Source organism: Maribacter sp. R77961, from assembly GCF_044594925.1.
Taxonomy (GTDB): domain Bacteria; phylum Bacteroidota; class Bacteroidia; order Flavobacteriales; family Flavobacteriaceae; genus Maribacter.
This window is the reverse complement of the sequence record NZ_CP138991.1, coordinates 920,921-940,796: the sequence shown is the minus strand read 5'-3', so window position 1 is coordinate 940,796 and position 19,876 is coordinate 920,921. Positions and strand designations below refer to the sequence as shown.

General features: G+C 36.6%; 21 protein-coding genes. 10 read left to right on the top strand and 11 right to left on the bottom strand.

What is annotated here, in order from left to right; genetic code table 11:
* The first annotated feature begins 76 nt into the window (after positions 1-76).
* Entirely contained in the window at positions 77-619 is a 543-nt protein-coding gene (locus SJY09_RS04025; protein ID WP_396637674.1) for a SixA phosphatase family protein, read from the top strand.
* Here the strand turns inward: SJY09_RS04025 and SJY09_RS04020 are convergent.
* Positions 597-1,346, bottom strand: a complete 750-nt coding sequence (locus tag SJY09_RS04020; RefSeq protein ID WP_396637673.1) for a DUF6503 family protein — start codon at positions 1,344-1,346, stop codon at positions 597-599. The two genes, SJY09_RS04025 and SJY09_RS04020, sit on opposite strands and share 23 nt — an antisense overlap.
* A gap of 111 nt (positions 1,347-1,457) precedes the next feature.
* On the opposite strand from SJY09_RS04020, the gene smpB reads away from it, so the two are divergent.
* On the top strand, positions 1,458-1,919 hold the full coding sequence (gene smpB / locus SJY09_RS04015) for an SsrA-binding protein SmpB (RefSeq protein WP_396637672.1): 462 nt from the start codon (positions 1,458-1,460) through the stop codon (positions 1,917-1,919).
* A 3-nt stretch (positions 1,920-1,922) separates the two neighbouring features.
* On the opposite strand, the gene SJY09_RS04010 is transcribed toward smpB, so the two are convergent.
* Positions 1,923-2,564: a protein-L-isoaspartate(D-aspartate) O-methyltransferase gene (locus SJY09_RS04010; protein WP_396637671.1), complete on the bottom strand. Its 642-nt coding sequence runs from the start codon at positions 2,562-2,564 to the stop codon at positions 1,923-1,925.
* Between the two features lie 146 nt (positions 2,565-2,710).
* Here SJY09_RS04010 and SJY09_RS04005 point away from each other — a divergent pair, with 146 nt between their 5' ends.
* Genes SJY09_RS04005 through SJY09_RS03970 form a run of 8 tightly spaced genes read left to right on the top strand, consistent with a single transcriptional unit; the run spans position 2,711 to position 10,150 of the window.
* Complete coding sequence (locus SJY09_RS04005; protein WP_396637670.1) at positions 2,711-3,685, top strand: Gfo/Idh/MocA family protein; 975 nt, start codon at positions 2,711-2,713, stop codon at positions 3,683-3,685.
* Positions 3,682-4,575: a 3-hydroxyacyl-CoA dehydrogenase family protein gene (locus tag SJY09_RS04000; RefSeq protein WP_396637669.1), complete on the top strand. Its 894-nt coding sequence runs from the start codon at positions 3,682-3,684 to the stop codon at positions 4,573-4,575. The genes SJY09_RS04005 and SJY09_RS04000 overlap by 4 nt, the downstream gene beginning before the upstream one ends.
* Positions 4,576-5,805 (top strand): DUF1015 domain-containing protein, encoded by a 1,230-nt coding sequence (locus SJY09_RS03995; protein WP_396637668.1) that lies wholly within the window; start codon positions 4,576-4,578, stop codon positions 5,803-5,805.
* A 9-nt stretch (positions 5,806-5,814) separates the two neighbouring features.
* Positions 5,815-6,474: a YggS family pyridoxal phosphate-dependent enzyme gene (locus tag SJY09_RS03990; RefSeq protein WP_396637667.1), complete on the top strand. Its 660-nt coding sequence runs from the start codon at positions 5,815-5,817 to the stop codon at positions 6,472-6,474.
* 39 nt (positions 6,475-6,513) lie between these two features.
* Complete coding sequence (locus SJY09_RS03985) at positions 6,514-7,887, top strand: exonuclease domain-containing protein (RefSeq protein ID WP_396637666.1); 1,374 nt, start codon at positions 6,514-6,516, stop codon at positions 7,885-7,887.
* Positions 7,884-8,750 (top strand): ion transporter, encoded by an 867-nt coding sequence (locus SJY09_RS03980; protein WP_396637665.1) that lies wholly within the window; start codon positions 7,884-7,886, stop codon positions 8,748-8,750. Before SJY09_RS03985 ends, SJY09_RS03980 begins: the two co-directional genes overlap by 4 nt.
* Positions 8,743-9,663 carry a tRNA (adenosine(37)-N6)-dimethylallyltransferase MiaA gene (gene miaA / locus SJY09_RS03975; protein WP_396637664.1) on the top strand — a complete coding sequence of 307 codons (921 nt, stop codon included), beginning with the start codon at positions 8,743-8,745 and terminating at the stop codon, positions 9,661-9,663. Before SJY09_RS03980 ends, miaA begins: the two co-directional genes overlap by 8 nt.
* On the top strand, positions 9,656-10,150 hold the full coding sequence (locus SJY09_RS03970) for a gluconokinase (protein WP_396637663.1): 495 nt from the start codon (positions 9,656-9,658) through the stop codon (positions 10,148-10,150). The genes miaA and SJY09_RS03970 overlap by 8 nt, the downstream gene beginning before the upstream one ends.
* A 49-nt stretch (positions 10,151-10,199) precedes the next feature.
* Here the strand turns inward: SJY09_RS03970 and SJY09_RS03965 are convergent, their stop codons facing one another.
* From SJY09_RS03965 to coaBC, 9 genes are all read right to left on the bottom strand, one after another.
* A complete protein-coding gene (locus tag SJY09_RS03965) occupies positions 10,200-10,910 on the bottom strand; it encodes a response regulator transcription factor (protein WP_396637662.1) in 711 nt (236 codons plus the stop codon).
* Positions 10,911-10,916: 6 nt separating this feature from the next.
* Positions 10,917-12,497: a sensor histidine kinase gene (locus tag SJY09_RS03960; protein WP_396637661.1), complete on the bottom strand. Its 1,581-nt coding sequence runs from the start codon at positions 12,495-12,497 to the stop codon at positions 10,917-10,919.
* An 83-nt stretch (positions 12,498-12,580) separates the two neighbouring features.
* Positions 12,581-13,162 carry a dephospho-CoA kinase gene (coaE, locus tag SJY09_RS03955; RefSeq protein ID WP_396637660.1) on the bottom strand — a complete coding sequence of 194 codons (582 nt, stop codon included), beginning with the start codon at positions 13,160-13,162 and terminating at the stop codon, positions 12,581-12,583.
* A complete protein-coding gene (locus tag SJY09_RS03950) occupies positions 13,159-14,121 on the bottom strand; it encodes a YbbR-like domain-containing protein (RefSeq protein WP_396637659.1) in 963 nt (320 codons plus the stop codon). Before SJY09_RS03950 ends, coaE begins: the two co-directional genes overlap by 4 nt.
* Positions 14,121-15,128: a glycosyltransferase gene (locus SJY09_RS03945; protein ID WP_396637658.1), complete on the bottom strand. Its 1,008-nt coding sequence runs from the start codon at positions 15,126-15,128 to the stop codon at positions 14,121-14,123. Before SJY09_RS03945 ends, SJY09_RS03950 begins: the two co-directional genes overlap by 1 nt.
* Before the next feature lie 66 nt (positions 15,129-15,194).
* Positions 15,195-16,001 carry an enoyl-ACP reductase gene (locus SJY09_RS03940; RefSeq protein WP_396637657.1) on the bottom strand — a complete coding sequence of 269 codons (807 nt, stop codon included), beginning with the start codon at positions 15,999-16,001 and terminating at the stop codon, positions 15,195-15,197.
* Positions 16,002-16,080: 79 nt separating this feature from the next.
* Positions 16,081-17,733 carry a DNA repair protein RecN gene (recN, locus tag SJY09_RS03935; RefSeq protein WP_396637656.1) on the bottom strand — a complete coding sequence of 551 codons (1,653 nt, stop codon included), beginning with the start codon at positions 17,731-17,733 and terminating at the stop codon, positions 16,081-16,083.
* A 54-nt stretch (positions 17,734-17,787) separates the two neighbouring features.
* Positions 17,788-18,675, bottom strand: coding sequence for a DUF4835 family protein (locus SJY09_RS03930; protein ID WP_396637655.1), 888 nt, complete (start codon positions 18,673-18,675; stop codon positions 17,788-17,790).
* Positions 18,668-19,876 carry a bifunctional phosphopantothenoylcysteine decarboxylase/phosphopantothenate--cysteine ligase CoaBC gene (gene coaBC, locus SJY09_RS03925; RefSeq protein WP_396637654.1) on the bottom strand — a complete coding sequence of 403 codons (1,209 nt, stop codon included), beginning with the start codon at positions 19,874-19,876 and terminating at the stop codon, positions 18,668-18,670. The genes SJY09_RS03930 and coaBC overlap by 8 nt, the downstream gene beginning before the upstream one ends.

Sequence of the window (19,876 nt, the reverse complement as noted above, 5' to 3'; positions counted from 1 at the left end):
AAAACAAAAAATAGCCTAGTGTAGTACTATTTTCCTGTAATTTTAGTTTTAATAATTACCATTTCAAAATATACAGATGAAAACAATTAAGATTTTTACGATAAGTTTTATACTCTTTTTTCTTTCCTGTAAGGAAGATAAGCCCGTAAATAATGTTCAGGAAATCACCACAACAAGTACTTTTTATCTGATAAGACATGCTGAAAAAGACCGAAGTGATACAGAAAATATAGATCCTGAACTCACTCAGAAAGGATTGGGACGTGCCATGCACTGGGCAGAAATACTGAGCGAAGTAGACCTAGATGCTATTTATTCTACAGATTATAATAGAACTTCAATGACGGCTGCTCCCACATCGGTTAAAAAGAATATCGATGTTCAGTACTATGACCCAAGAACAATAGACATAGAACAGTTCAAAATTGATAATCTAGGAAAGAAGGTTCTTGTAGTGGGCCATAGTAACACGACACCAGATTTTGTAAACAAACTTATTGGAGAAGATAAATATGCACAAATAGATGACAGTGAAAATGGTAATCTCTATATCGTTCAGTTGGTTAATGATACCGCTACGGATACTCAACTTATATTTAATTGTAACTGTCCGGAGTAACTTTTATGTTATCCAGTGTAATCTCTGATAATAGCTCTAAACTTTCATTAGTGTAAAGGCTATCAATGCTGGAAATGGGCACATCTGTGTTTTTACTTTTGTAATTCTTATAATCTACAAAGCGTATATTTCCTACTATTCTTTCATTAAAAGCAACCCTGAAGCGTTGTCCCCCTCCATCAACATGAAACTCGTACGCTAAATAATCTGGCTTAAATGTTTTGGTATTGAACCAATAAATATAGGTGTCATCAAAATCATCCCCACCGCCATTTTCATTGAACGTAACTTCTATTTCATAATATTCCGAGGGACCTATTTTAGTTTTACCAAGGTATCTCTTTTGAACGGCCCTATCATTAAGCCCGTAAGGCAAATAGGCAAAGTAATGAACTGAATTTACTGCGTTAGAATATGCTGTAGTTAAAGTATCTGGTAGAATAACAAGGGAATCGTTTACAAAACGTTCAAATCCATCTAAAGATCTAACGTCCAATATTTCAGTACTATCTGTTCGTGATTGTCTCGTCAGAATTTTCTGATTGCCCACAGGCGTAGAAGTATATGTAATACCCCTAAAATCAAAAGAAATTTTGTTGTAAACATAGGACTCCCCACCAGATACAGATATACTCTTATCGATTACTTCTTGTGCAGAAAGCACCTCGTTATGCTCCTTACAACCAAAAAACACAACCAAACAAATAATAACGATTCTTTTATACATAAGTCGTACTTCTAAAAAAGTTCAATTTAAAATCATTTCTTTACAAATGAAACACTTTAATTCTTTTTAAAATCAAAGCTGGTTCTATAATTGTTCCTATTTTTGTTTATAATGCAGAAGAACATCAACATAAAAAACAAGAAAGCACGTTTTGAATACGAACTTTTAGATAAGTATACGGCGGGAATTGTATTAGCAGGTACGGAGATAAAATCTATTAGGTATGGAAAAGCTTCTATTTCAGAAAGTTTCTGTGAATTCAATGAGCGTGGTGAACTCTTTGTTATAAACATGCAAATTGACGAGTATTCCCATGCTTCGCATTTCAACCATAAACCAAAAGCAGAACGAAAACTCCTACTTCAAAAAAGAGAATTAAAAAAATTGTACAAGGAAGTGAAGGCTTCCGGACTGACCATTGTGCCCCTAAATTTATTTCTAAATGACCGTGGTCTTGCCAAAATGCAGATTGCTTTGGCAAAAGGTAAAAAGCTTTACGATAAACGGGAATCCATAAAGGACCGTGACAACAAGAGAGATTTGGCACGTATAAAGAAAAGTTTTAACAACTAAATCTCAATTCTTGTCCTCTAGTAAGGGAACAAATTTAAAAGAACCATACTCGCTCTTCTCAAATTCTTTGGCCGTTGCACGAATATAAAGTGTCATTATTTGCTCTTCAAAACCCACTGGTATAACGAGTCTACCTCCTACTTTTAATTGTGAGAGCAAGGCTTTTGGCACTTCTGGAGCCCCGGCGGTTACGATTATCTTGTCAAAAGGAGCATTCTCCGGAAGTCCCTTATAACCATCGCCAAAAATAAATTTTTTAGGTCGATAGCCCATTTTCTTAAAGAAAAGACTTGTTTTTTTGAAGAGCTCTAATTGTCTTTCAATGGTAAAGACTTTAGCCTTACACTTTAATAGCACAGCGGTCTGGTAACCGCTCCCCGTCCCTATTTCCAAAACTGTTTCATTAGGTTTCAGCTCTAAAAGTTGTGTTTGAAAAGCAACCGTGTATGGTTGAGAAATAGTTTGGTTAGCTGCAATGGGAAAAGCCTTGTCTTGGTACGCGTGTCCTTCAAAACTACTGTCCATAAACAAATGTCTAGGAATGTCACGTATCGCGTTTAATACAACTTTATCCGTTATTCCTTTGGATATCAGCACTTCCGCGAGCTGATTCCGCATTCCCCTATGTTTTAAGGTATCTTTCAATGGTGGTTGGTTTGAAAATCAAAGTTAGCAAAGTTCCTTTTTCTTTAAGAAGAAGTTTTAAAAAACTTCCAAGTAATCCGCAAATTTGAAAAGACTATTAAAGACATCTTCTCAAAGTATGCTTATTTTTGATAAAAAGGAAAAATATGCTGAAAGTTGGTGTTTTAGGAGCAGGACATTTGGGTAAAATTCATCTTCGTTTGCTAAATCAATCTGAAGAATATGAATTGATAGGTTTTTACGATGCAGACCTCATAAACGGTAAGGCTGTAGCCGATGAATTTGGCTATACCTATTTTGAGAATATGAACGATTTAATCGATGCTGTTGATGTTATCGATATCGTTACGCCGACCCTTTCGCACTATGATTGCGCCAAAAAAGCCATAGAAAAAGGAAAGCATATATTTATTGAGAAACCTATCACTACCACCTGCAAGGAAGCTGAGCATCTTTTAGAACTGGAAGAAAAACATCATATAAAAGGTCAAGTAGGCCATGTTGAACGTTTCAATCCTGCATTTACCGCTGTAAAAGAGGCCATTAAAGACCCCATGTTCATTGAAACACATCGTTTGGCGGAATTTAATCCCAGAGGAACGGATGTGCCTGTTGTACTAGACCTCATGATTCACGATATAGATGCTATCCTAAGCGTTGTAAACTCCGAAGTGAAACAGATTAACGCTAGTGGCGTGTCCGTCATTAGTAAATCACCTGATATTGCCAATGCCAGAATAGCGTTCAAGAATGGGTGTGTCGCGAATTTAACGGCGAGTAGAATCTCTTTAAAGAATATGCGTAAATCGCGTTTCTTTCAGAAAGACGCCTATATCTCGGTAGACTTTCTAGAGAAAAAGGTAGAAGTGGTTAAAATGAAAGATGCCCCGGAAACACCTGGAGAATTTGATATGGTGCTACAAAATGCGGAAGGCTTAAAAAAACAGATTTACTTTGAAAATCCAACTATCGAAGCAAACAATGCTATTTTAGACGAATTGGACTCGTTTGCAGCTGCTATAAATAATAATACAACCCCTGTTGTTAGTCTAAAACAAGGAACACAAGCTTTAAAAGTAGCCTTACAGATTATTGAATCTTTTGACACCAAAAAATTATGAAAAATATAGCTGTTATCGGCGCAGGTACTATGGGAAACGGTATTGCCCATGTATTTGCACAAAACGGATTCCATGTGCATTTAATTGATGTTTCGCAGGAAGCCTTGGATAAAGGTCTAGCTACCATTTCTAGGAATTTGGATAGAATGGTCGCCAAGGAAAAAATTACGGAGGCGGACAAGGCGAAAACAATTGCCAATATTACGCTTTTCACAAGCTTAGGAAAAGGCGTGCAGCATACCGAATTGGTCGTAGAAGCGGCCACGGAAAATATAGAGCTTAAGCTTAAAATTTTTAAGGAATTGGATAGGGAATGTGCAGAAAACACCATTTTAGCTACTAATACATCATCTATATCCATCACACAGATTGCCGCTGTTACTAAAAGGCCAGAATCTGTAATCGGAATGCATTTTATGAATCCAGTACCGATAATGAAACTGGTAGAAATCATAAGGGGTTATAGCACTTCTGACGCAACTACAAATGCCGTCATGGCACTTTCTGGACAATTAGGAAAAACCCCCACCGAAGTAAACGATTACCCAGGATTTGTAGCTAACCGTATTTTAATGCCTATGATAAATGAGGCAATAGAAACCTTACATCATGGCGTGGCAGGAGTATCCGAGATTGATACGGTTATGAAATTGGGTATGGCGCATCCTATGGGGCCATTACAATTAGCGGATTTTATTGGATTAGATGTCTGCTTATCCATTTTAAACGTTATGTACGATGGGTTTAAAAATCCAAAGTATGCACCGTCTCCCCTCTTGGTTAATATGGTTACCGCAGGAAAATTAGGTGTAAAATCCGGAGAAGGCTTTTATGATTATACTACCAGTAGAAAAGCTGAAGTAGTTTCCAATCAGTTTACAAAAAAATAAATGGCAACCGTTAAACCATTTAAGGCGATACGACCTGCAAAGGACAAGGCTCCTTTTGTAGTCTCGAGGTCTTATCAGGAATATTCGAAAAAAGAATTGAATGCCAACCTAAAATTTAATCCATTTTCTTTTTTACATATTATAAATCCAGGTTATAAGTTTGATAAAGAAGTTACGGGAACAGCACGGTTTTCTTTGGTACATAATAGATATTTAGAGTTTTTAGAAGATGATATTCTCAAAAAAGATAGCGCAGCAGGTTTTTATCTTTATGAAATTGAACAGAACGGATTAAAATGTAGCGGCTTGTTTTGTGCTACATCAGTGGCGGATTACCGGAATAACATTATTAAGAAACACGAAGACACCATAAAACGAAGGGAACGGTTATTCGCAAATTATTTAAGCACGGTAAAGTTCAATGCAGAACCCGTTTTAATGACTTATAAGAATAATAAAGTCATAAGCGAACTACTAGCCCAAGAAAAGAGAAAAACTCCTGAATACCATTTTACCACTACCGATAAGGCAACACATAGATTGTGGGTAATTTCCAATGAACAAGTTACTGCACAAATACAAGATTTTTTTAAACACATAGATAGTTTATATATCGCTGACGGCCATCATAGAAGCGCATCATCTAATCTGTTATCCAAAATGATGCGCGCTAAAAACAAAGAAGATTCGAAAGCTTCCGATTATTTTATGAGTTACCTCATTCCGGAATCAGAAATACAGATATTCGAATTTAATAGAATGGTCAAAGATTTAAACGGATTCTCAAAGGAAGAGTTTCTTATTCGTTTAGATACTTACTTTAGAATAGAAAATAAAGGTGCCATTTTATACAGACCTACCAAGAAACATCATTTTAGTATGTATTTAGACGGTGAATTTTATTCCCTTTATTTACGGAAGAAAGTATATAATTTTACGGATGTCCTAAGCGAGCTAGACACTCAAATTCTTTACAAAACAATATTACAGCCTATTTTAGGTATTTCAGATTTGCGTAATGATGAGCGTATTACGTATGGTTATGGCAAACACAATATCATCCGTATGAAAGATGAAATTGATGCCCAGACCTTTAAAGTCGGTTTTAGTATGCTTCCCGTTACCATAACAGAAATAAAGCAAATTGCCGATGCCGGTCTTGTTATGCCTCCCAAAAGCACCTACATAGAGCCCAAACTCAGAAGTGGTATGGCCATCTACGAACTATAATACAAACGTATGTCAATTGAAAAAAAGCTAACGAAAATAAAAAAAACACTTCCTGAACACGTAACCTTAGTGGCCGTGTCCAAAACAAAACCAAACTCAGATCTACAAGAGGCTTATGATGCAGGACAACGAGTTTTTGGTGAAAACAAGGTTCAGGAAATGACCCGTAAATGGGAAGAGCTACCAAAGGATATTCAATGGCACATGATTGGTCATGTGCAGCGGAATAAAGTGAAGTATATGGCTAGTTTTGTTTCCTTAATTCATGGAGTGGATAGCCTAAAATTATTAAAGGAGATAAACAAACAAGGAAAAAAGAACGATAGAAAAATCTCTTGTTTATTGCAGGTACACATCGCGGAAGAAGAAACAAAGTTTGGGTTTGATGAAAACGAATTAGTAGAAATGATCCAGGACCAAGCGTTTTTAGAATTAAAAAATATTGAAGTTCAAGGGCTCATGGGCATGGCAACCTTTACTGATGATAAAAATCAAGTCAAAAAGGAGTTCAACACCTTACATAACCTGTTTCAAAAGTTAAAGTCCAATCTAGACGGACTTAAAATTTTGTCCATGGGTATGAGCGGAGACTATCAAATAGCCATAGCAGAAGGCAGCAACATGGTACGCATAGGAAGTAGTATCTTTGGCGCCAGAAACTATTCCTAGTTTTGAACGTAATTTTCATTTTAATTATTAAAGAAATACATGTACGTAATACTGGATATTGAAACGACTGGTGGCAAATTCAATGAGGAAGGTATTACCGAAATTGCGATTCATAAGTTCGACGGACACAACGTGGTGGATACTTTTATTAGCTTAGTGAATCCAGAAAAAGAAATTCAACCCTTTGTTGTTAACCTTACGGGTATTAACAATAAAATGCTCAGAACAGCTCCTAAATTTCATGAAGTTGCAAAACGTATCGTAGAAATTTCCCAAGATGCCGTAATCGTTGCGCATAATGCCCAATTTGACTATCGTATCCTACGGACAGAATTTAGAAGATTGGGCTATAATTATGAACGTAAAACCCTATGCACAGTAGACTTATCTAAAAAATTATTGCCCGATGCAGAATCCTATAGTTTAGGCAAACTGGTTCGTTCTTTAGGAATCCCAGTAAGTGATAGACACCGTGCAAACGGTGATGCTCTTGCCACTGTACAACTCTTTAAACTACTACTTGCCAAGGACACGGAAAAGACCATTATCCAAGAGGTTATAAGAAAAGAGGCACACGGAGAACTATCTGAAAAACAATTGGATATGGTGCAAAGTTTACCTAATGAGACTGGGGTATTCTATATGCATAACAAAGACGGTGATATCATTTACCTTAGCAAGAGTACCGATATAAAAAAGAAAGTGAATCAGCTATTTACCAAGAATGGCACGCGTTCCAGAAAATTGGCGAAGGATACTAAAAAAGTAAGCTTTGAAAAAACGGGAAGCGAATTGGTCGCTTTGCTTAAGGAACACCAAGAATTGCTTAAAAATAAGCCAAAGTATAACAATGTGCCGCGGAAGCGCATGTTTTCTCACGCCCTGTGTAAAACTAAAAATGAAGATGGGTATTACCAGTTGGAAGTTTCAAATTTGTCCAATTGTACAGACAAAGTAGGATTATTCAATGGTGCCTTTAGCGCAAAAAACCATCTCTTTAAAATTACAAAAGAGTTCAACCTTTGTGATAAACTTAATGGATTTAGCGAAGCAAAAACAAACTGTGCTAAATACATGGATGAGGAATGCTTTGGAGCATGTATTCAAAAAGAAAGCCCGTCTACGTATAATCAAAGATTAGAAGATGGCTTAAAGAAGTATGGTATACCTTCAGATGACGTCATATTAGTAGACAAAGGCCGTGAGGTAGGGGAAAATAGTGCTATTCTTATCAGAAATGGCTCGCTAGTAGGTACTGGATATTATAATTTAAACCATCAAATAAATAATATTCATATCTTAGAAAGTATTATTACCCCAATGAACGGTACTGCTAATGCTAATTTTATCATTGCGTCCTATCTCAGAAAAAAACGAATACTAAAGACCATACCTATTACCATTAAAAATTGAAAAACGAAAAGCACCAGAGTAATTGGAAGAATAGACTTCATGAGATAATTTATGAGGCAGATACTCCTATGGGTAAATGGTTCGATTTAATTCTTATCTTTCTCATACTTCTAAGCGTTCTTCTTATATTACTAGAAAGTGTCAAAGAAATTGACGTGGAATACCATCGTACGCTTCTTATACTGGAGTGGGTGGTAACCATCTTTTTTACTATAGAATATATCGCAAGGATTATATCCATTAAGAGACCTTTCAAGTATATTTTCAGTTTTTACGGTATTATAGATTTTATTTCTACCATCCCATTATATCTATCGTACATATTTGCAGGGTCTCAAGTACTGCTGGCATTCAGGATATTCAGAATGCTCCGTATTTTCCGGATTCTTAAACTCGTGCAGTTTATCGGAGAGGCTTCACAGCTTAAAAAAGCACTTAAGGCAAGTAGAACCAAAATTGCGGTATTTATCTATGTCGTATTAATTCTTTCCGTGATTATGGGAACCATTATGTACCTCATAGAAAGTGACGAAGCAGGTTTTACCAGTATTCCGAGAAGTATTTATTGGACCATTGTAACACTAACCACCGTGGGCTATGGTGATATTGCTCCCCAAACCAATCTGGGTCAGTTTATTGCAACGATCATTATGATTTTAGGTTATGGAATAATTGCGGTACCAACGGGTATCGTTACGGTAGAATTTTCCAAAAATAACGCAGACAAAGAAGAAGACAAACCAGTTGCTTCGGATAATTTTGATGTACATCTTAATACGCAAGCATGCCCTTACTGTGCAAAAGAACGGCATAGAGATGATGCAAAACATTGTTATAATTGTGGTAACCTCCTAAATGAATAAGGTTTTAATATCGGTTGTTGGTCCTACAGCCATAGGAAAGACCAAGTTGGCCATTTTATTGGCGGAACACTTTGAGACGGAAATTATTTCTGCCGATTCTAGACAATTCTTTAAAGAAATGACCATAGGAACCGCAGTTCCTTCTGCTAAAGAATTGGCACGAGTACCCCATCATTTTATTCAAAATAAAAGTATAACCGAACCCTATTCTGTGGGTGATTTTGAAAGGGAAGGAATAGAAAAACTCAAAGATTTATTTCAAAAAAAAGATATCGCAGTCTTGGTCGGAGGAAGCGGACTTTACGTAAACGCTATTACCAAAGGGCTAGATGAATTCCCGAAAATAGCCGAGGGTGTAAGAGCTAGTTTAAACAAAGACCTAGAGACCTTTGGGTTGACATATCTTCAAAGTAAACTTAAAGAACTGGACTCAAAATACTATAACAATGTGGATATTGGTAACCCACACAGACTTATCCGTGCCTTAGAGGTTTGTATAAGCTCGGAAAAACCATATTCTAGTTTTTTAAATTCGTCTCAAAAACAAAGGGATTTCAAAGTTTTATCTATTGGTATTGATGCCGAACGGAGTATTATCTATGAGCGTATAAACACTCGAGTGGATATAATGATGGAAGAAGGACTCTTAAACGAAGTAACCAAACTTCAACCCTATAGCAAACTGAACGCCTTACAAACAGTAGGATATAAGGAACTCTTTCAATACCTGGATAAAAACTGGGATTTAGAATTTGCTATTTCTGAAATCAAAAAAAACACCCGTAGATTTGCTAAACGACAGCTTACTTGGTTCAAAAAAACAGAGCGTATAAAATGGATTCCCCATAATTATAAAAAAGAAACCGTTTTTGAACTGGTGAAAAAAGAATTAACCAATTTACAACATGAGTAAATACAAGATTATATATGTCATGGGCGTCTCGGGTTCTGGAAAATCTACTGTCGGAGTAATGGTAGCGAAAGCACTAAGCTATACATTTTATGATGGCGACGATTACCATCCTGAAGCCAATATTAAAAAAATGTCCAACGGTGAACCTCTTAACGACGATGATAGACAAGGTTGGTTGAAAAGTTTAAACCAGTTAGCTCATGAAAATAGGCAGTCTGGTGCCGTCATCGTTTGTTCTGCACTAAAAGAGAAATATAGGACTACGCTTAAAAATGGACTTGATAAAAGCTGTGTTTTTATATATCTCGAAGGAAATCTAGAAACCATAAGCGAGCGACTTAAGCAACGTACTGATCATTTTATGCCAAAGGAACTATTAGTATCACAATTTGAAGCACTGGAGCCTCCCAAAGAAGCGATTACCATAAGTATTACAAATACTCCAGAAAAAATCGTAACACATGCCCTTCAATTCCTAAAAAATTAAAAAGCACCTTTTTCAAGGTGCTTTTTAATTTTATTGATATGTCAAAAATTTATTCCTCGGTCTTTATAACCAGACGGAAACCTTCACCATGTATATTTAAAATTTCTACGGTATCATCTCTTTTTAAATATTTACGAAGCTTGGCAATGTAAACGTCCATACTTCTTGAAGTAAAGTAATTATCATCTCTCCAAATCTTGGTCAATGCTAATTCTCTAGGCATCAAATCATTCTCATGAAGTGCTAAGAGTCTTAAAAGCTCATTTTCTTTTGGTGATAATTTAATGGACTCCTCTTCTTTATACTTTAAAAACCTCAATTTAGAATTAAGATGAAATCCTCCTATCGTAAATTCAAATTTCTTACTATCAGCCAGACTGTTAGATGCTTTTCTTTGAAGTATTGCTTTAAGCTTCATCAAAAGTACTTCTGAGTCGAATGGTTTATTCAAATAATCATCGGCACCTGCTTTATAACCCTTAAGAACATCTTCTTTCATGGTTTTAGCAGTTAAAAAGACAATAGGAACATTTTCATTCTTTTCCCTTATTTCCCTAGCTAGAGTAAACCCATCTTTATAGGGCATCATTACATCTAAAATACAGATATCATAATTGTCCTTCTTAAATTTCTCAAAACCCTCCATGCCATTCTTGGCAAGGGTCACATCAAAATCGTTCATTGATAAATAATCTTTCAATACGATTCCGAAATTCGGGTCATCCTCTACTAAAAGAATCTTCTTATTAATTGTTTCCATTTGTTGTTAAATTAGAGGTAACTTAATGAAGAATGTGCTGCCTTTGCCTTTTTCACTCTCCGCATATACATCACCTTGATGATCGTCTATTATTTTTTTTACGTAGGATAGGCCTAAACCATGTCCTTTTACATTATGTATGTCTCCTGTATGTTCTCTATAGAACTTTTCAAAAACTCTCTTTACGACCGCCTTGCTCATTCCAGCACCTTGGTCTTTAACTTTTATTATTATATAATTCTTTACTTTCTCCGTGTACACGTCAATTTTAGGAGGCTCAACCGAATATTTCACCGCATTGTCCAACATATTAACGATGACGTTGGTAAAATGCATTTCGTTCGCCAAAACTTCTGAACGTTCTGCATCTAAATGTGTTTTTATATAACCTCCTTTGTCTGCCACTATTAGCTCTACATGCGTAATCGCATCCTCAATTATGTCGTGTGCATCCACCCTATCCTTACTGATATCCAGTTGATTTTTTTCTAACTTGGATATTCTCAGTACATTCTCTACTTGCGCATGCATTCGTTTATTCTCATCCCGAATCATCTGTAAATAACGCTTCACTTTTTCTTTGTCAGCAATTATTTTTGGATTTCTTATGGCCTCTACCGCAAGATTAATTGTAGCTATAGGCGTTTTAAACTCATGCGTCATATTATTGATGAAATCTGTTTTTATCTCAGAAATCTGTTTTTGTCTTATAAGTTGATAAATAGCACCTGAATAGGCCACTACTATTATCAATGTGAACAACAAGGATAACAAAGCTAATCCAAGAATAGATTGCACTAAAAAACGCTTTTTCTTAGGAAAAGATACCAGCAAATCAAAATTTGAATTTCCCTCGAAATCAGCAAACATGGCCGATTTATAAATGTTCTTTTCTGAGTACTTGAATTTCTTAGATTTTACCTTGGTTGGAAATCCGTTACTAAAAACGCCATATTCAAAATTGATATCAACTCCTCTATTTTCAAGTTCGCGTTGCACCAATAATTCTATCTCTTGTTTGGAAACACGTTCATGTATAGGTACTCTTTGAGCAAAGGTGTTAAACATCTCCTCCATGGCCACCTTATCAATTTTTGAAAGACCTCCTATTTTCTCAATACGTTGTATAGGCGTAAGCCTATACCCTTTACCATCTATATCATAATCCTCTTTAAAAATAGATGTGGTGCGCTTGCTTGTGTAATTTTTTATTATTGTGGTATCACTACCATCAGCATTATCAAAGAACGTGGAAGAAATGCCATAATCTTCTTCTAAAATACCATGCTCATAAAGCAGTATTTCGTTAGAATTAACATCTCTATCAATAAAAAAGAAATTTTTGAATTGTGCCTCCTTCAATTCTCCAACACTATCCTTAACTTGTAGATATCTATCGGAGTAATTTTTATATTCACGCTTAGAAATCTTATCCGTTACACTATTAAGTGCCTGAGAGACCATATTGGAAAACTGGTCTTCCTTATCTTCTACCGATTTCTTTATCCAAAGACTTTGAACAAATATCAAACCAATGAGCGATAAGCTCATCAGAACTACTAAGAGCACAAATAACCTCTTGTTCATTTAATGTTAAAATTAAAGATTTCGATGGAGGGCAATAGTAGGTTTAACCTAACCTTAACACAAATGTTAAAATTGTGGGATTCCTAGCAATATTCAAGCAGAGCCTTATTAAGCTTAATCACTTTATCCTTGGTTTCTTTTAAATCTATATTTTCTATGATATAATCTGAAAGTTCAATTTTGTCCGTGTCCGCCAATTGATTTTCAATACGAGCCAGCACTTGTTCCTGCGTACTCTTATCTCTGCTCATTACACGTGCTATCCTTAGCTTTTGTGGAGCTGTTACTAAAATAACCTTATCATACAGATGATTTGATTTATTTTCAAATAAAAGGGCTGTCTCTTGCACCACATATGGATAATCTTGTTTCTGAGACCATTTGAGGAAATGCTTCCTGACAGCTGGATGTACTATTCCGCTTAATTCTTCCAATAATTCCTTATTACCGAAAACTGATTTTGCTATGTAGGCTCTATTTAGTGACTTGTCTTCATAAGCCTCTTCACCCAATAAAGCTATAATCTTCTTTCTGATTTTCTTAGAGGATTTCATTATACGTTTTGCCTGTACGTCAGAATCATAGACAGGCACCCCTAAAGCTTTGAAAAACTTTGCTACGGTAGATTTTCCGCTGCCTATACCACCTGTTAATCCAACAATCATTCTTCCACCCTTAAAATAAATTCTATTTCCTCTATTGATAGTGATGCATTACTTATGTCTTCCGGTGCAGCGGTAATAGCGATAGGTAGCTTACTTTGATCACTCCCTTTTAAATTTAAATAATCAGCGGTAACAGCAAAATCGTTTGGACTTAGCGTCTTTAAAGCCTCTATTTTTCCTTGACATAAAATGGTCACTACATCTGGAAACATTCTGACCTTAGTACCTTTAGGTACATTGACCATGGTAACAGGAACAGAAAATTCCTTTTCAGAGAAGCGATAAACCTTTGCGGATAGTTCAATAGTATTCGGTGTAAACGTAGTTTTGTTTAGTTCACGAGATTTTATAATCACCGTCTCAACAGCGAAATCCTTGTCTATATCAACTAGGTCTACATAAGCAGTTCTTACGCTCTCTATGGTATCTATTTGTTTTTTGGGCCCTTTTATTTTTATGGTCGCCGGGCGTACTACTATATCCTCTTCTAACATATAGTTCTTTGCTAGACTAAAGTTAAGCCGTGGAATAACGGGTACTTCTTTCGTAACCACTTTTGTAAAGTCTAGGAAAATTGTGTCCGTATCTACTTCTAACAAGGTTATCGTTTTAGGAAGTTGATTTTCAATCTGCCGCTTATATACATTTTGAGTTATATAGTACGAATCACCTTTTTTATTGGCTTTGGATAAATCTAGTTGTACCGTCTTTTTTTTAATTCCAAATCCCAAAAACTGGAAACCGACCGCCTTTAACTTTACATTTAATTGACTTTTTGGGATTTCTGCAAGTAGGAACGCATCCGGTACATTAACATAACTAAGATCAAACTTTGTTGTACTGACAAAGGATTGTGAAAGATTATTTATAAGCCAAGCTAAGGTCGAAAAAAACAGAAATACCAGGAAAACCCTGAATTTACGCTTTTTTACACCTGTTTTAATTCGCTCTAGAATCATCAATTATTTTTAAAAAACAACTTAGGGAAAATCTCCTCAGCACTTCTTTTACTAAAAGTAATGTAAATCGTTGACTTCAAAAAACCGATTCCGTAGCCAACGAACTGAACGATCGTGGCAAATAATGCCATTAAGGAAACTGCTATGTTTTTAGTCTTTAAAAGCGCATCTATAAATAAAAGCACAAAGTAAAACGCAAAAAGATAGCTTAAGAAAGGAAAACCAATTACCATTAATAACAGGGCCAACAAGAATCCCACACAAAAAAGAGTCGGAAACCAGTATGTCAACTTTGCCGTCGCCGGATGCCACTTATTAAGGATAGGCCGTACCATACCAAATTTATTTACCTGAATATAGAACTTCTTCCAGTCAATTCTCCTTTTATGATACACATAGGCCTCCGGTATGAGCTTGGTCTCGTAGCCTTCGTTCCAAATACGTATTGTTAAATCCGGGTCTTCTCCGGGGTGAATATTACCATATCCTCCAACTTTTTCAAAAGCTTCCTTGGATATACCCATATTAAAACTCCGGGGTTGAAATTTATCAACAGCCTTTTTTCCTCCCCTAATACCTCCTGTTGTTAAAAAAGAGGTCATAGCGTAATTAATTGCCTTTTGAACATCGGTAAACGATTCATGAGCAGCATCGGGACCACCATAGCAATGTACAAAGGCTCCTAAGAGGCTTTTTTCCGCGGAAACTAAATACTGTGGTGGTAGAATACAATCCGAATCTAATACAATATAGTAATTGCCCTTGGCCAAACGCATTCCGTAATTTCTAGAATCACCAGGACCTGAATTTAGTTTTTGATAATACGCAATATTAAGTTTATCCTGGAACGATTTTACAACGGACTCCGAAGACTGCGTAGAACCATCCTCAACGATAACTATCTCGAAATCTCTGTCATAAGTTTGTTGCAAGAGACTTTCTAAAAGTTCTTGAATTTCGTTGGGCCTATTATAAACTGGAACAATAAAAGAAAAGGACAGCTCCATTTTTAGTATACTTTAAACGCAAAAGCCAATCTATATTAGACCAGATTCAATGAAAATAATATGAATTTAAAACTTGTCAATCACCTCTTGACTAACGCCAGTATTAGAAAAACCGCCATCATGAAATAGGTTTTGCATCGTTACCTTTCTCGTAAGGTCAGAAAAGAGTGTCATCGTATAATCCGCACAATCTTGAGCTGTAGCGTTACCTAACGGGGACATTTTTTCAGCGTAATTAATAAAACCATCAAAGCCCTTTATGCCTTGTCCTGCGGTTGTTGCTGTTGGCGATTGGGAAATTGTATTCACCCTTACTTTTTTCTCTTTTCCAAAGAAGTATCCAAAACTACGGGCTACGGATTCTAAATATGCCTTATTATCTGCCATGTCGTTATAATCTGGAAAAGTACGTTGTGCCGCCATATAGGTCAATGCAACAATACTTCCCCATTCGTTCATGGCATCATGCTTATATAGAGATTGCATTACCTTGTGAAAAGACAACGCGGATACATCCCACCCTTTTGCAGTAAAATCGTAGTTTTCGTCCGTGTATGCACGTCCTTTTCTTACGTTTACGGACATGCCTATAGAATGAAGAACAAAATCCAATTTTCCACCTAAAATTTCCATGGACTTGGTAACTAGGTTTTCTAAATCTTCAGCATTTGTAGCATCAGCTGGAATAATCTCAGAACCGGTTTTTTCGGCTAAATCCCTAATCTGGCCCATTCTCATTGCAATAGGAGCATTTGTCAACACAAAAGTACCTCCTTCATCATGAATACTTTGCGCAGTTTTCCAAGCGATTGAATTCTCATCCAATGCGCCAAATATAATTCCCCTTTTACCTTTTAATAAGTTGTAAGCCATGTTCGTTGGTTCTAGTGTTTAAGATTTATAAATCAAAGATATTTAAAATATGTTAATCGTAATTTTTATGTCAATCTTATTAATTCAATAATTGTTTGGCATGTGCTAGTGCAGAATCGGACAATTCCTTGCCTCCTAGCATTTGTGCTAATTCCACCACTCTTTCCTCATCGGAAAGTTTCATCATATTCGTCTCCGTTCTTTCCGCCGTATCTGTTTTATAGACCTTATAATGGTGGTTACCTTTTGAGGCCACCTGGGGCAAATGCGTTATTGAAAATACTTGCATAACTCCACTCATCTCTTTCATTATATCTGCCATACGGTTCGAAATTTCACCGGAAACTCCTGTATCTATTTCATCGAACATGATGGTAGGCAGTTTTTCATATTTAGCCAATATGGATTTTATCACCAACATAATCCTAGACAGTTCACCACCTGAAGCTACCTTTTTTAACAAGCCATAATTACTGCCTTTATTTGCTGTGAACAGGAACGAAAGTTCGTCCATACCATTGGGTTTAAAACTATCCGTTGCTTGCAGGGAAATATCAAAGGAGGCACTGGGCATACCAAGCGATCCCAGATTAGATTCCAATTGTTTTTTCAGATTCGGGATAATACTATTTCTTTTTTCCCGTATCAAAAGTGCTTGCTCCTCCAATGCTGATGTTAATTCCTGTAATTCCTTTGTTTTCAAGGCTATTTTTTCATCCACATGAGCGGTCTCGAATACCTTGTCCGCCAAATCATTTTTTATTTGGATAAGCTCCGTTATTTGACTAGCACCATGCTTCTTTTGAAGGTTATAAAGTAATTGAAGTTTTCCGCTTACCTCTTCTAAAAGCGCAGGATTAGACGTTATACCCTCCTGAAAATCCTGTAACTCCGTATTTATATCATCTAACTCTATAAAGGCCGATTGTATCCTTTGATGTAATTCTTCATATTGATTACCGAAACCCGCTAGTTTAGAAAATGCCGCTCTCATCTCCGTCATCAGCGAAAGAACGCCAACCTGTTCATCGTTGAACAATTGCGCTCCTTTGGACAATTCCTCCATAATAAGCTCAACATTGTTCAGTTGTTCATACTGCGCTTCTAACTCGGCTATAATCCCTTCCTTTAGAGGTGCTGCCTCTAACTCAGTTAATAAAAAGGAATTATAATCTTGCTCCTTTGTTGCGTTACTTTGAAATGTGACTAAATCCTGTAATTCTTTTTCTGCACTTCTAAATCGTTGTAGCTGCTCTTTGTACGCAATTAAGTGTTTGGAGTTATTTGCGAAAGCATCTATGAGTTTAAACTGAAAGTCGTTTTCTGTAAGTTCTAAAGTTTGATGCTGCGAGTGCACATCTATTAACCTAGCACCTAATTTAGATAAGACATCCAAAGTAACCGGTGTATCGTTGATGAAAGCTCTGGACTTTCCGCTTGGTAAAATTTCACGTCTTATGACCGTGACATCCTCATAATCCAAATCGGCCTTTGAAAAGAAAGATTTTAAATTATAATCACCAATGGTAAAATCTGCTTCAATAATGCACTTCTTTTCCTTGTTACGAAGCGATGACAAATCCGCACGATTCCCTAACACCAAGGAAAGACCACCTAAAAGAATTGATTTACCCGCTCCGGTTTCCCCGGTAATTACCGTAAAACCACTATCGAAACCAACTTTAAGGCTATCTATTAATGCGTAATTTTCAATTGAAAGATGAGCTAACAATGCTTTTGCTTTTAGTACAGCAAAGGTAGTCTATATTATGATTTGAAAAAAGGGTCAATACTTTATATCGTTCCAAGTACTGGAATATAAAGGAGCAATTTTATTGAGTGTTTCTTTGAGTTTTACGATATCTACTTTAGGTCCATCAGAGAATATATTCTGTATTTCTTCTGACTTTGCATCAAAGAAGGTTTGTATCAAAAACGCGTTTGGACGTCTCTTAATCATGGTCTCGAACAATTTCATTGTACCGGCAACCACTTGTTTTCCAGTACTATTATTATCTCCCATAATGTCCATCCCTTTTCTGTGGTAGTTGTACATGGCCACTCTATACTCACGGAAGGTATTAGAAAGTAAATTATCTACTAACTCAAATCTACTACGATCACTAGATTGTCCCCAATCTTTAAAACCTTTTCCTTGTGCCTGGGTTACGATACTCTGCGCTTTTCTGAATAAATCCGTGCCACCTTCTAAACTAAAGGTGTCCGCATCTAGACCTAGCATAATGTATATGTAATAGGAAACCACACCAACAAGGTTAGATTCAAATACATTCTCGTTGAATACCAAAGGTTGAAATTCTATATACTGGAAATTGAATTGATTGTCCTTATAATTAAAAATAGGACTTTCGTATGAGGTATTGTAGACCGGCCTTGAGGATTGAATCTGGATATTACCCTTAAAACGGTCGGATTCATAATCGGTTATGGTAATGAACAATTGGGCATTTACACGTTCATTTTCCTTGTATACCCGGTTTGTCCATTTATTCTTGTTCACGAAGTCGTTCAGGGAACGTTCTAGTGTTTTAAAAATTTGCTGATTGGTCTGGGATACCTGGTCAGAGTTTACGATAATCGTACAGTTTAATTCCTGTGGTTTCATGCAAAAACTAATCAAGAAAAGAGAAATAAAGAATACCAGTTTACGCATAGCGTCTTTTAATAATTTCGTTCAGAATATCCTTAGCTACAGCTGCCTTGGTTTTAAGTTCAAACGTTTGTATTTCTAAATTGGTATCTATGAAGCTAATTTTATTGGTGGTTCCGCCAAAACCAGCTCCCTTATCGTTAAGGGAATTTAAGACAATAGCATCTAAATTCTTGCGTCTAAGTTTACCTTTCGCATTGTCGATTTCGTTCTCCGTTTCTAAGGCAAAGCCTACCAAATATTGGCCTTTCTTGGCTTTACCGAGTGATAGAAGAATATCCTTGTTTTTAACTAAATCGATGCTTAGGTCCTTATCGGATTTCTTAATTTTTTGTTCTGCCCGTATCTTGGGCCTATAATCCGCAACCGCTGCTGCACAGATAACAATATCGGAATCAGCATAGTGCTCATGGGCGCTGGTATACATTTCATCTGCACTAACAACCTTAATTAAAGAAATAGCATCGTCGTCATTCGCATTAAAATGCGAAGGTCCCATAACCAAATTTACTTCTGCGCCTAGAGCGGCAGCTGCTCGTGCCAGTTCAAAACCCATTAAACCAGAGGAGTGATTCCCAATAAAACGCACAGGATCTATTGCTTCATAGGTGGGTCCGGCAGTAATAAGAACCTTCTTACCATGCAAGGGCAATCCACTAGATAGTTGATTGGTAATGAATTGAAGTATCGTTTCCGGTTCGGCCATTCTTCCCTCCCCGTGCAGGCCACTGGCCAATTCTCCAGAGGTGGCAGGAATCATAAGGTTTCCAAAAGATTGTAGTTTGTCCAAGGTCGCAACCGTACTAGGGTGTTTGTACATGTCCAAGTCCATTGCCGGCGCAAAGAATACAGGACATTTTGCCGATAGGTAACTCGCCAAAAGCAAATTATCACAACCACCGGATGCCATTTTAGACATGGTATTGGCAGTTGCAGGTGCAACCAACATTAAATCTGCCCAAAGTCCCAGCTCTACATGGTTGTTCCAGTCCACTGAATTTGCTTCAGATTTTACAAAGTCGGTAACTACAGGGTTTTTAGATAAGGTGGCCAGCGTAAGTGGGGAAACAAAAGAGCTGGCACTATCGGTAAGTATAACCTTAACGTTAGCGCCAGCTTTTATGAAGAGACGTACTAGGAATGTCGTTTTATAAGCAGCAATTCCTCCGGTAATGCCTAAAAGGATATTTTTGCCGTTTAACAT

Excerpts from the sequence above, each read along its gene's own strand:
- SJY09_RS04025 (WP_396637674.1), top strand. The coding sequence starts at position 77 with ATGAAAACAATTAAGATTTTTACGATAAGTTTTATACTCTTTTTTCTT.
- SJY09_RS04020 (WP_396637673.1), bottom strand. The coding sequence starts at position 1,346 with ATGTATAAAAGAATCGTTATTATTTGTTTGGTTGTGTTTTTTGGTTGT.
- smpB (WP_396637672.1), top strand. The coding sequence starts at position 1,458 with ATGCAGAAGAACATCAACATAAAAAACAAGAAAGCACGTTTTGAATAC.
- SJY09_RS04005 (WP_396637670.1), top strand. The coding sequence starts at position 2,711 with ATGCTGAAAGTTGGTGTTTTAGGAGCAGGACATTTGGGTAAAATTCAT.
- SJY09_RS04000 (WP_396637669.1), top strand. The coding sequence starts at position 3,682 with ATGAAAAATATAGCTGTTATCGGCGCAGGTACTATGGGAAACGGTATT.
- SJY09_RS03995 (WP_396637668.1), top strand. The coding sequence starts at position 4,576 with ATGGCAACCGTTAAACCATTTAAGGCGATACGACCTGCAAAGGACAAG.
- SJY09_RS03990 (WP_396637667.1), top strand. The coding sequence starts at position 5,815 with ATGTCAATTGAAAAAAAGCTAACGAAAATAAAAAAAACACTTCCTGAA.
- SJY09_RS03985 (WP_396637666.1), top strand. The coding sequence starts at position 6,514 with ATGTACGTAATACTGGATATTGAAACGACTGGTGGCAAATTCAATGAG.
- miaA (WP_396637664.1), top strand. The coding sequence starts at position 8,743 with ATGAATAAGGTTTTAATATCGGTTGTTGGTCCTACAGCCATAGGAAAG.
- SJY09_RS03970 (WP_396637663.1), top strand. The coding sequence starts at position 9,656 with ATGAGTAAATACAAGATTATATATGTCATGGGCGTCTCGGGTTCTGGA.
- SJY09_RS03965 (WP_396637662.1), bottom strand. The coding sequence starts at position 10,910 with ATGGAAACAATTAATAAGAAGATTCTTTTAGTAGAGGATGACCCGAAT.
- SJY09_RS03960 (WP_396637661.1), bottom strand. The coding sequence starts at position 12,497 with ATGAACAAGAGGTTATTTGTGCTCTTAGTAGTTCTGATGAGCTTATCG.
- coaE (WP_396637660.1), bottom strand. The coding sequence starts at position 13,162 with ATGATTGTTGGATTAACAGGTGGTATAGGCAGCGGAAAATCTACCGTA.
- SJY09_RS03950 (WP_396637659.1), bottom strand. The coding sequence starts at position 14,121 with ATGATTCTAGAGCGAATTAAAACAGGTGTAAAAAAGCGTAAATTCAGG.
- SJY09_RS03945 (WP_396637658.1), bottom strand. The coding sequence starts at position 15,128 with ATGGAGCTGTCCTTTTCTTTTATTGTTCCAGTTTATAATAGGCCCAAC.
- SJY09_RS03940 (WP_396637657.1), bottom strand. The coding sequence starts at position 16,001 with ATGGCTTACAACTTATTAAAAGGTAAAAGGGGAATTATATTTGGCGCA.
- SJY09_RS03930 (WP_396637655.1), bottom strand. The coding sequence starts at position 18,675 with ATGCGTAAACTGGTATTCTTTATTTCTCTTTTCTTGATTAGTTTTTGC.
- coaBC (WP_396637654.1), bottom strand. The coding sequence starts at position 19,876 with ATGTTAAACGGCAAAAATATCCTTTTAGGCATTACCGGAGGAATTGCT.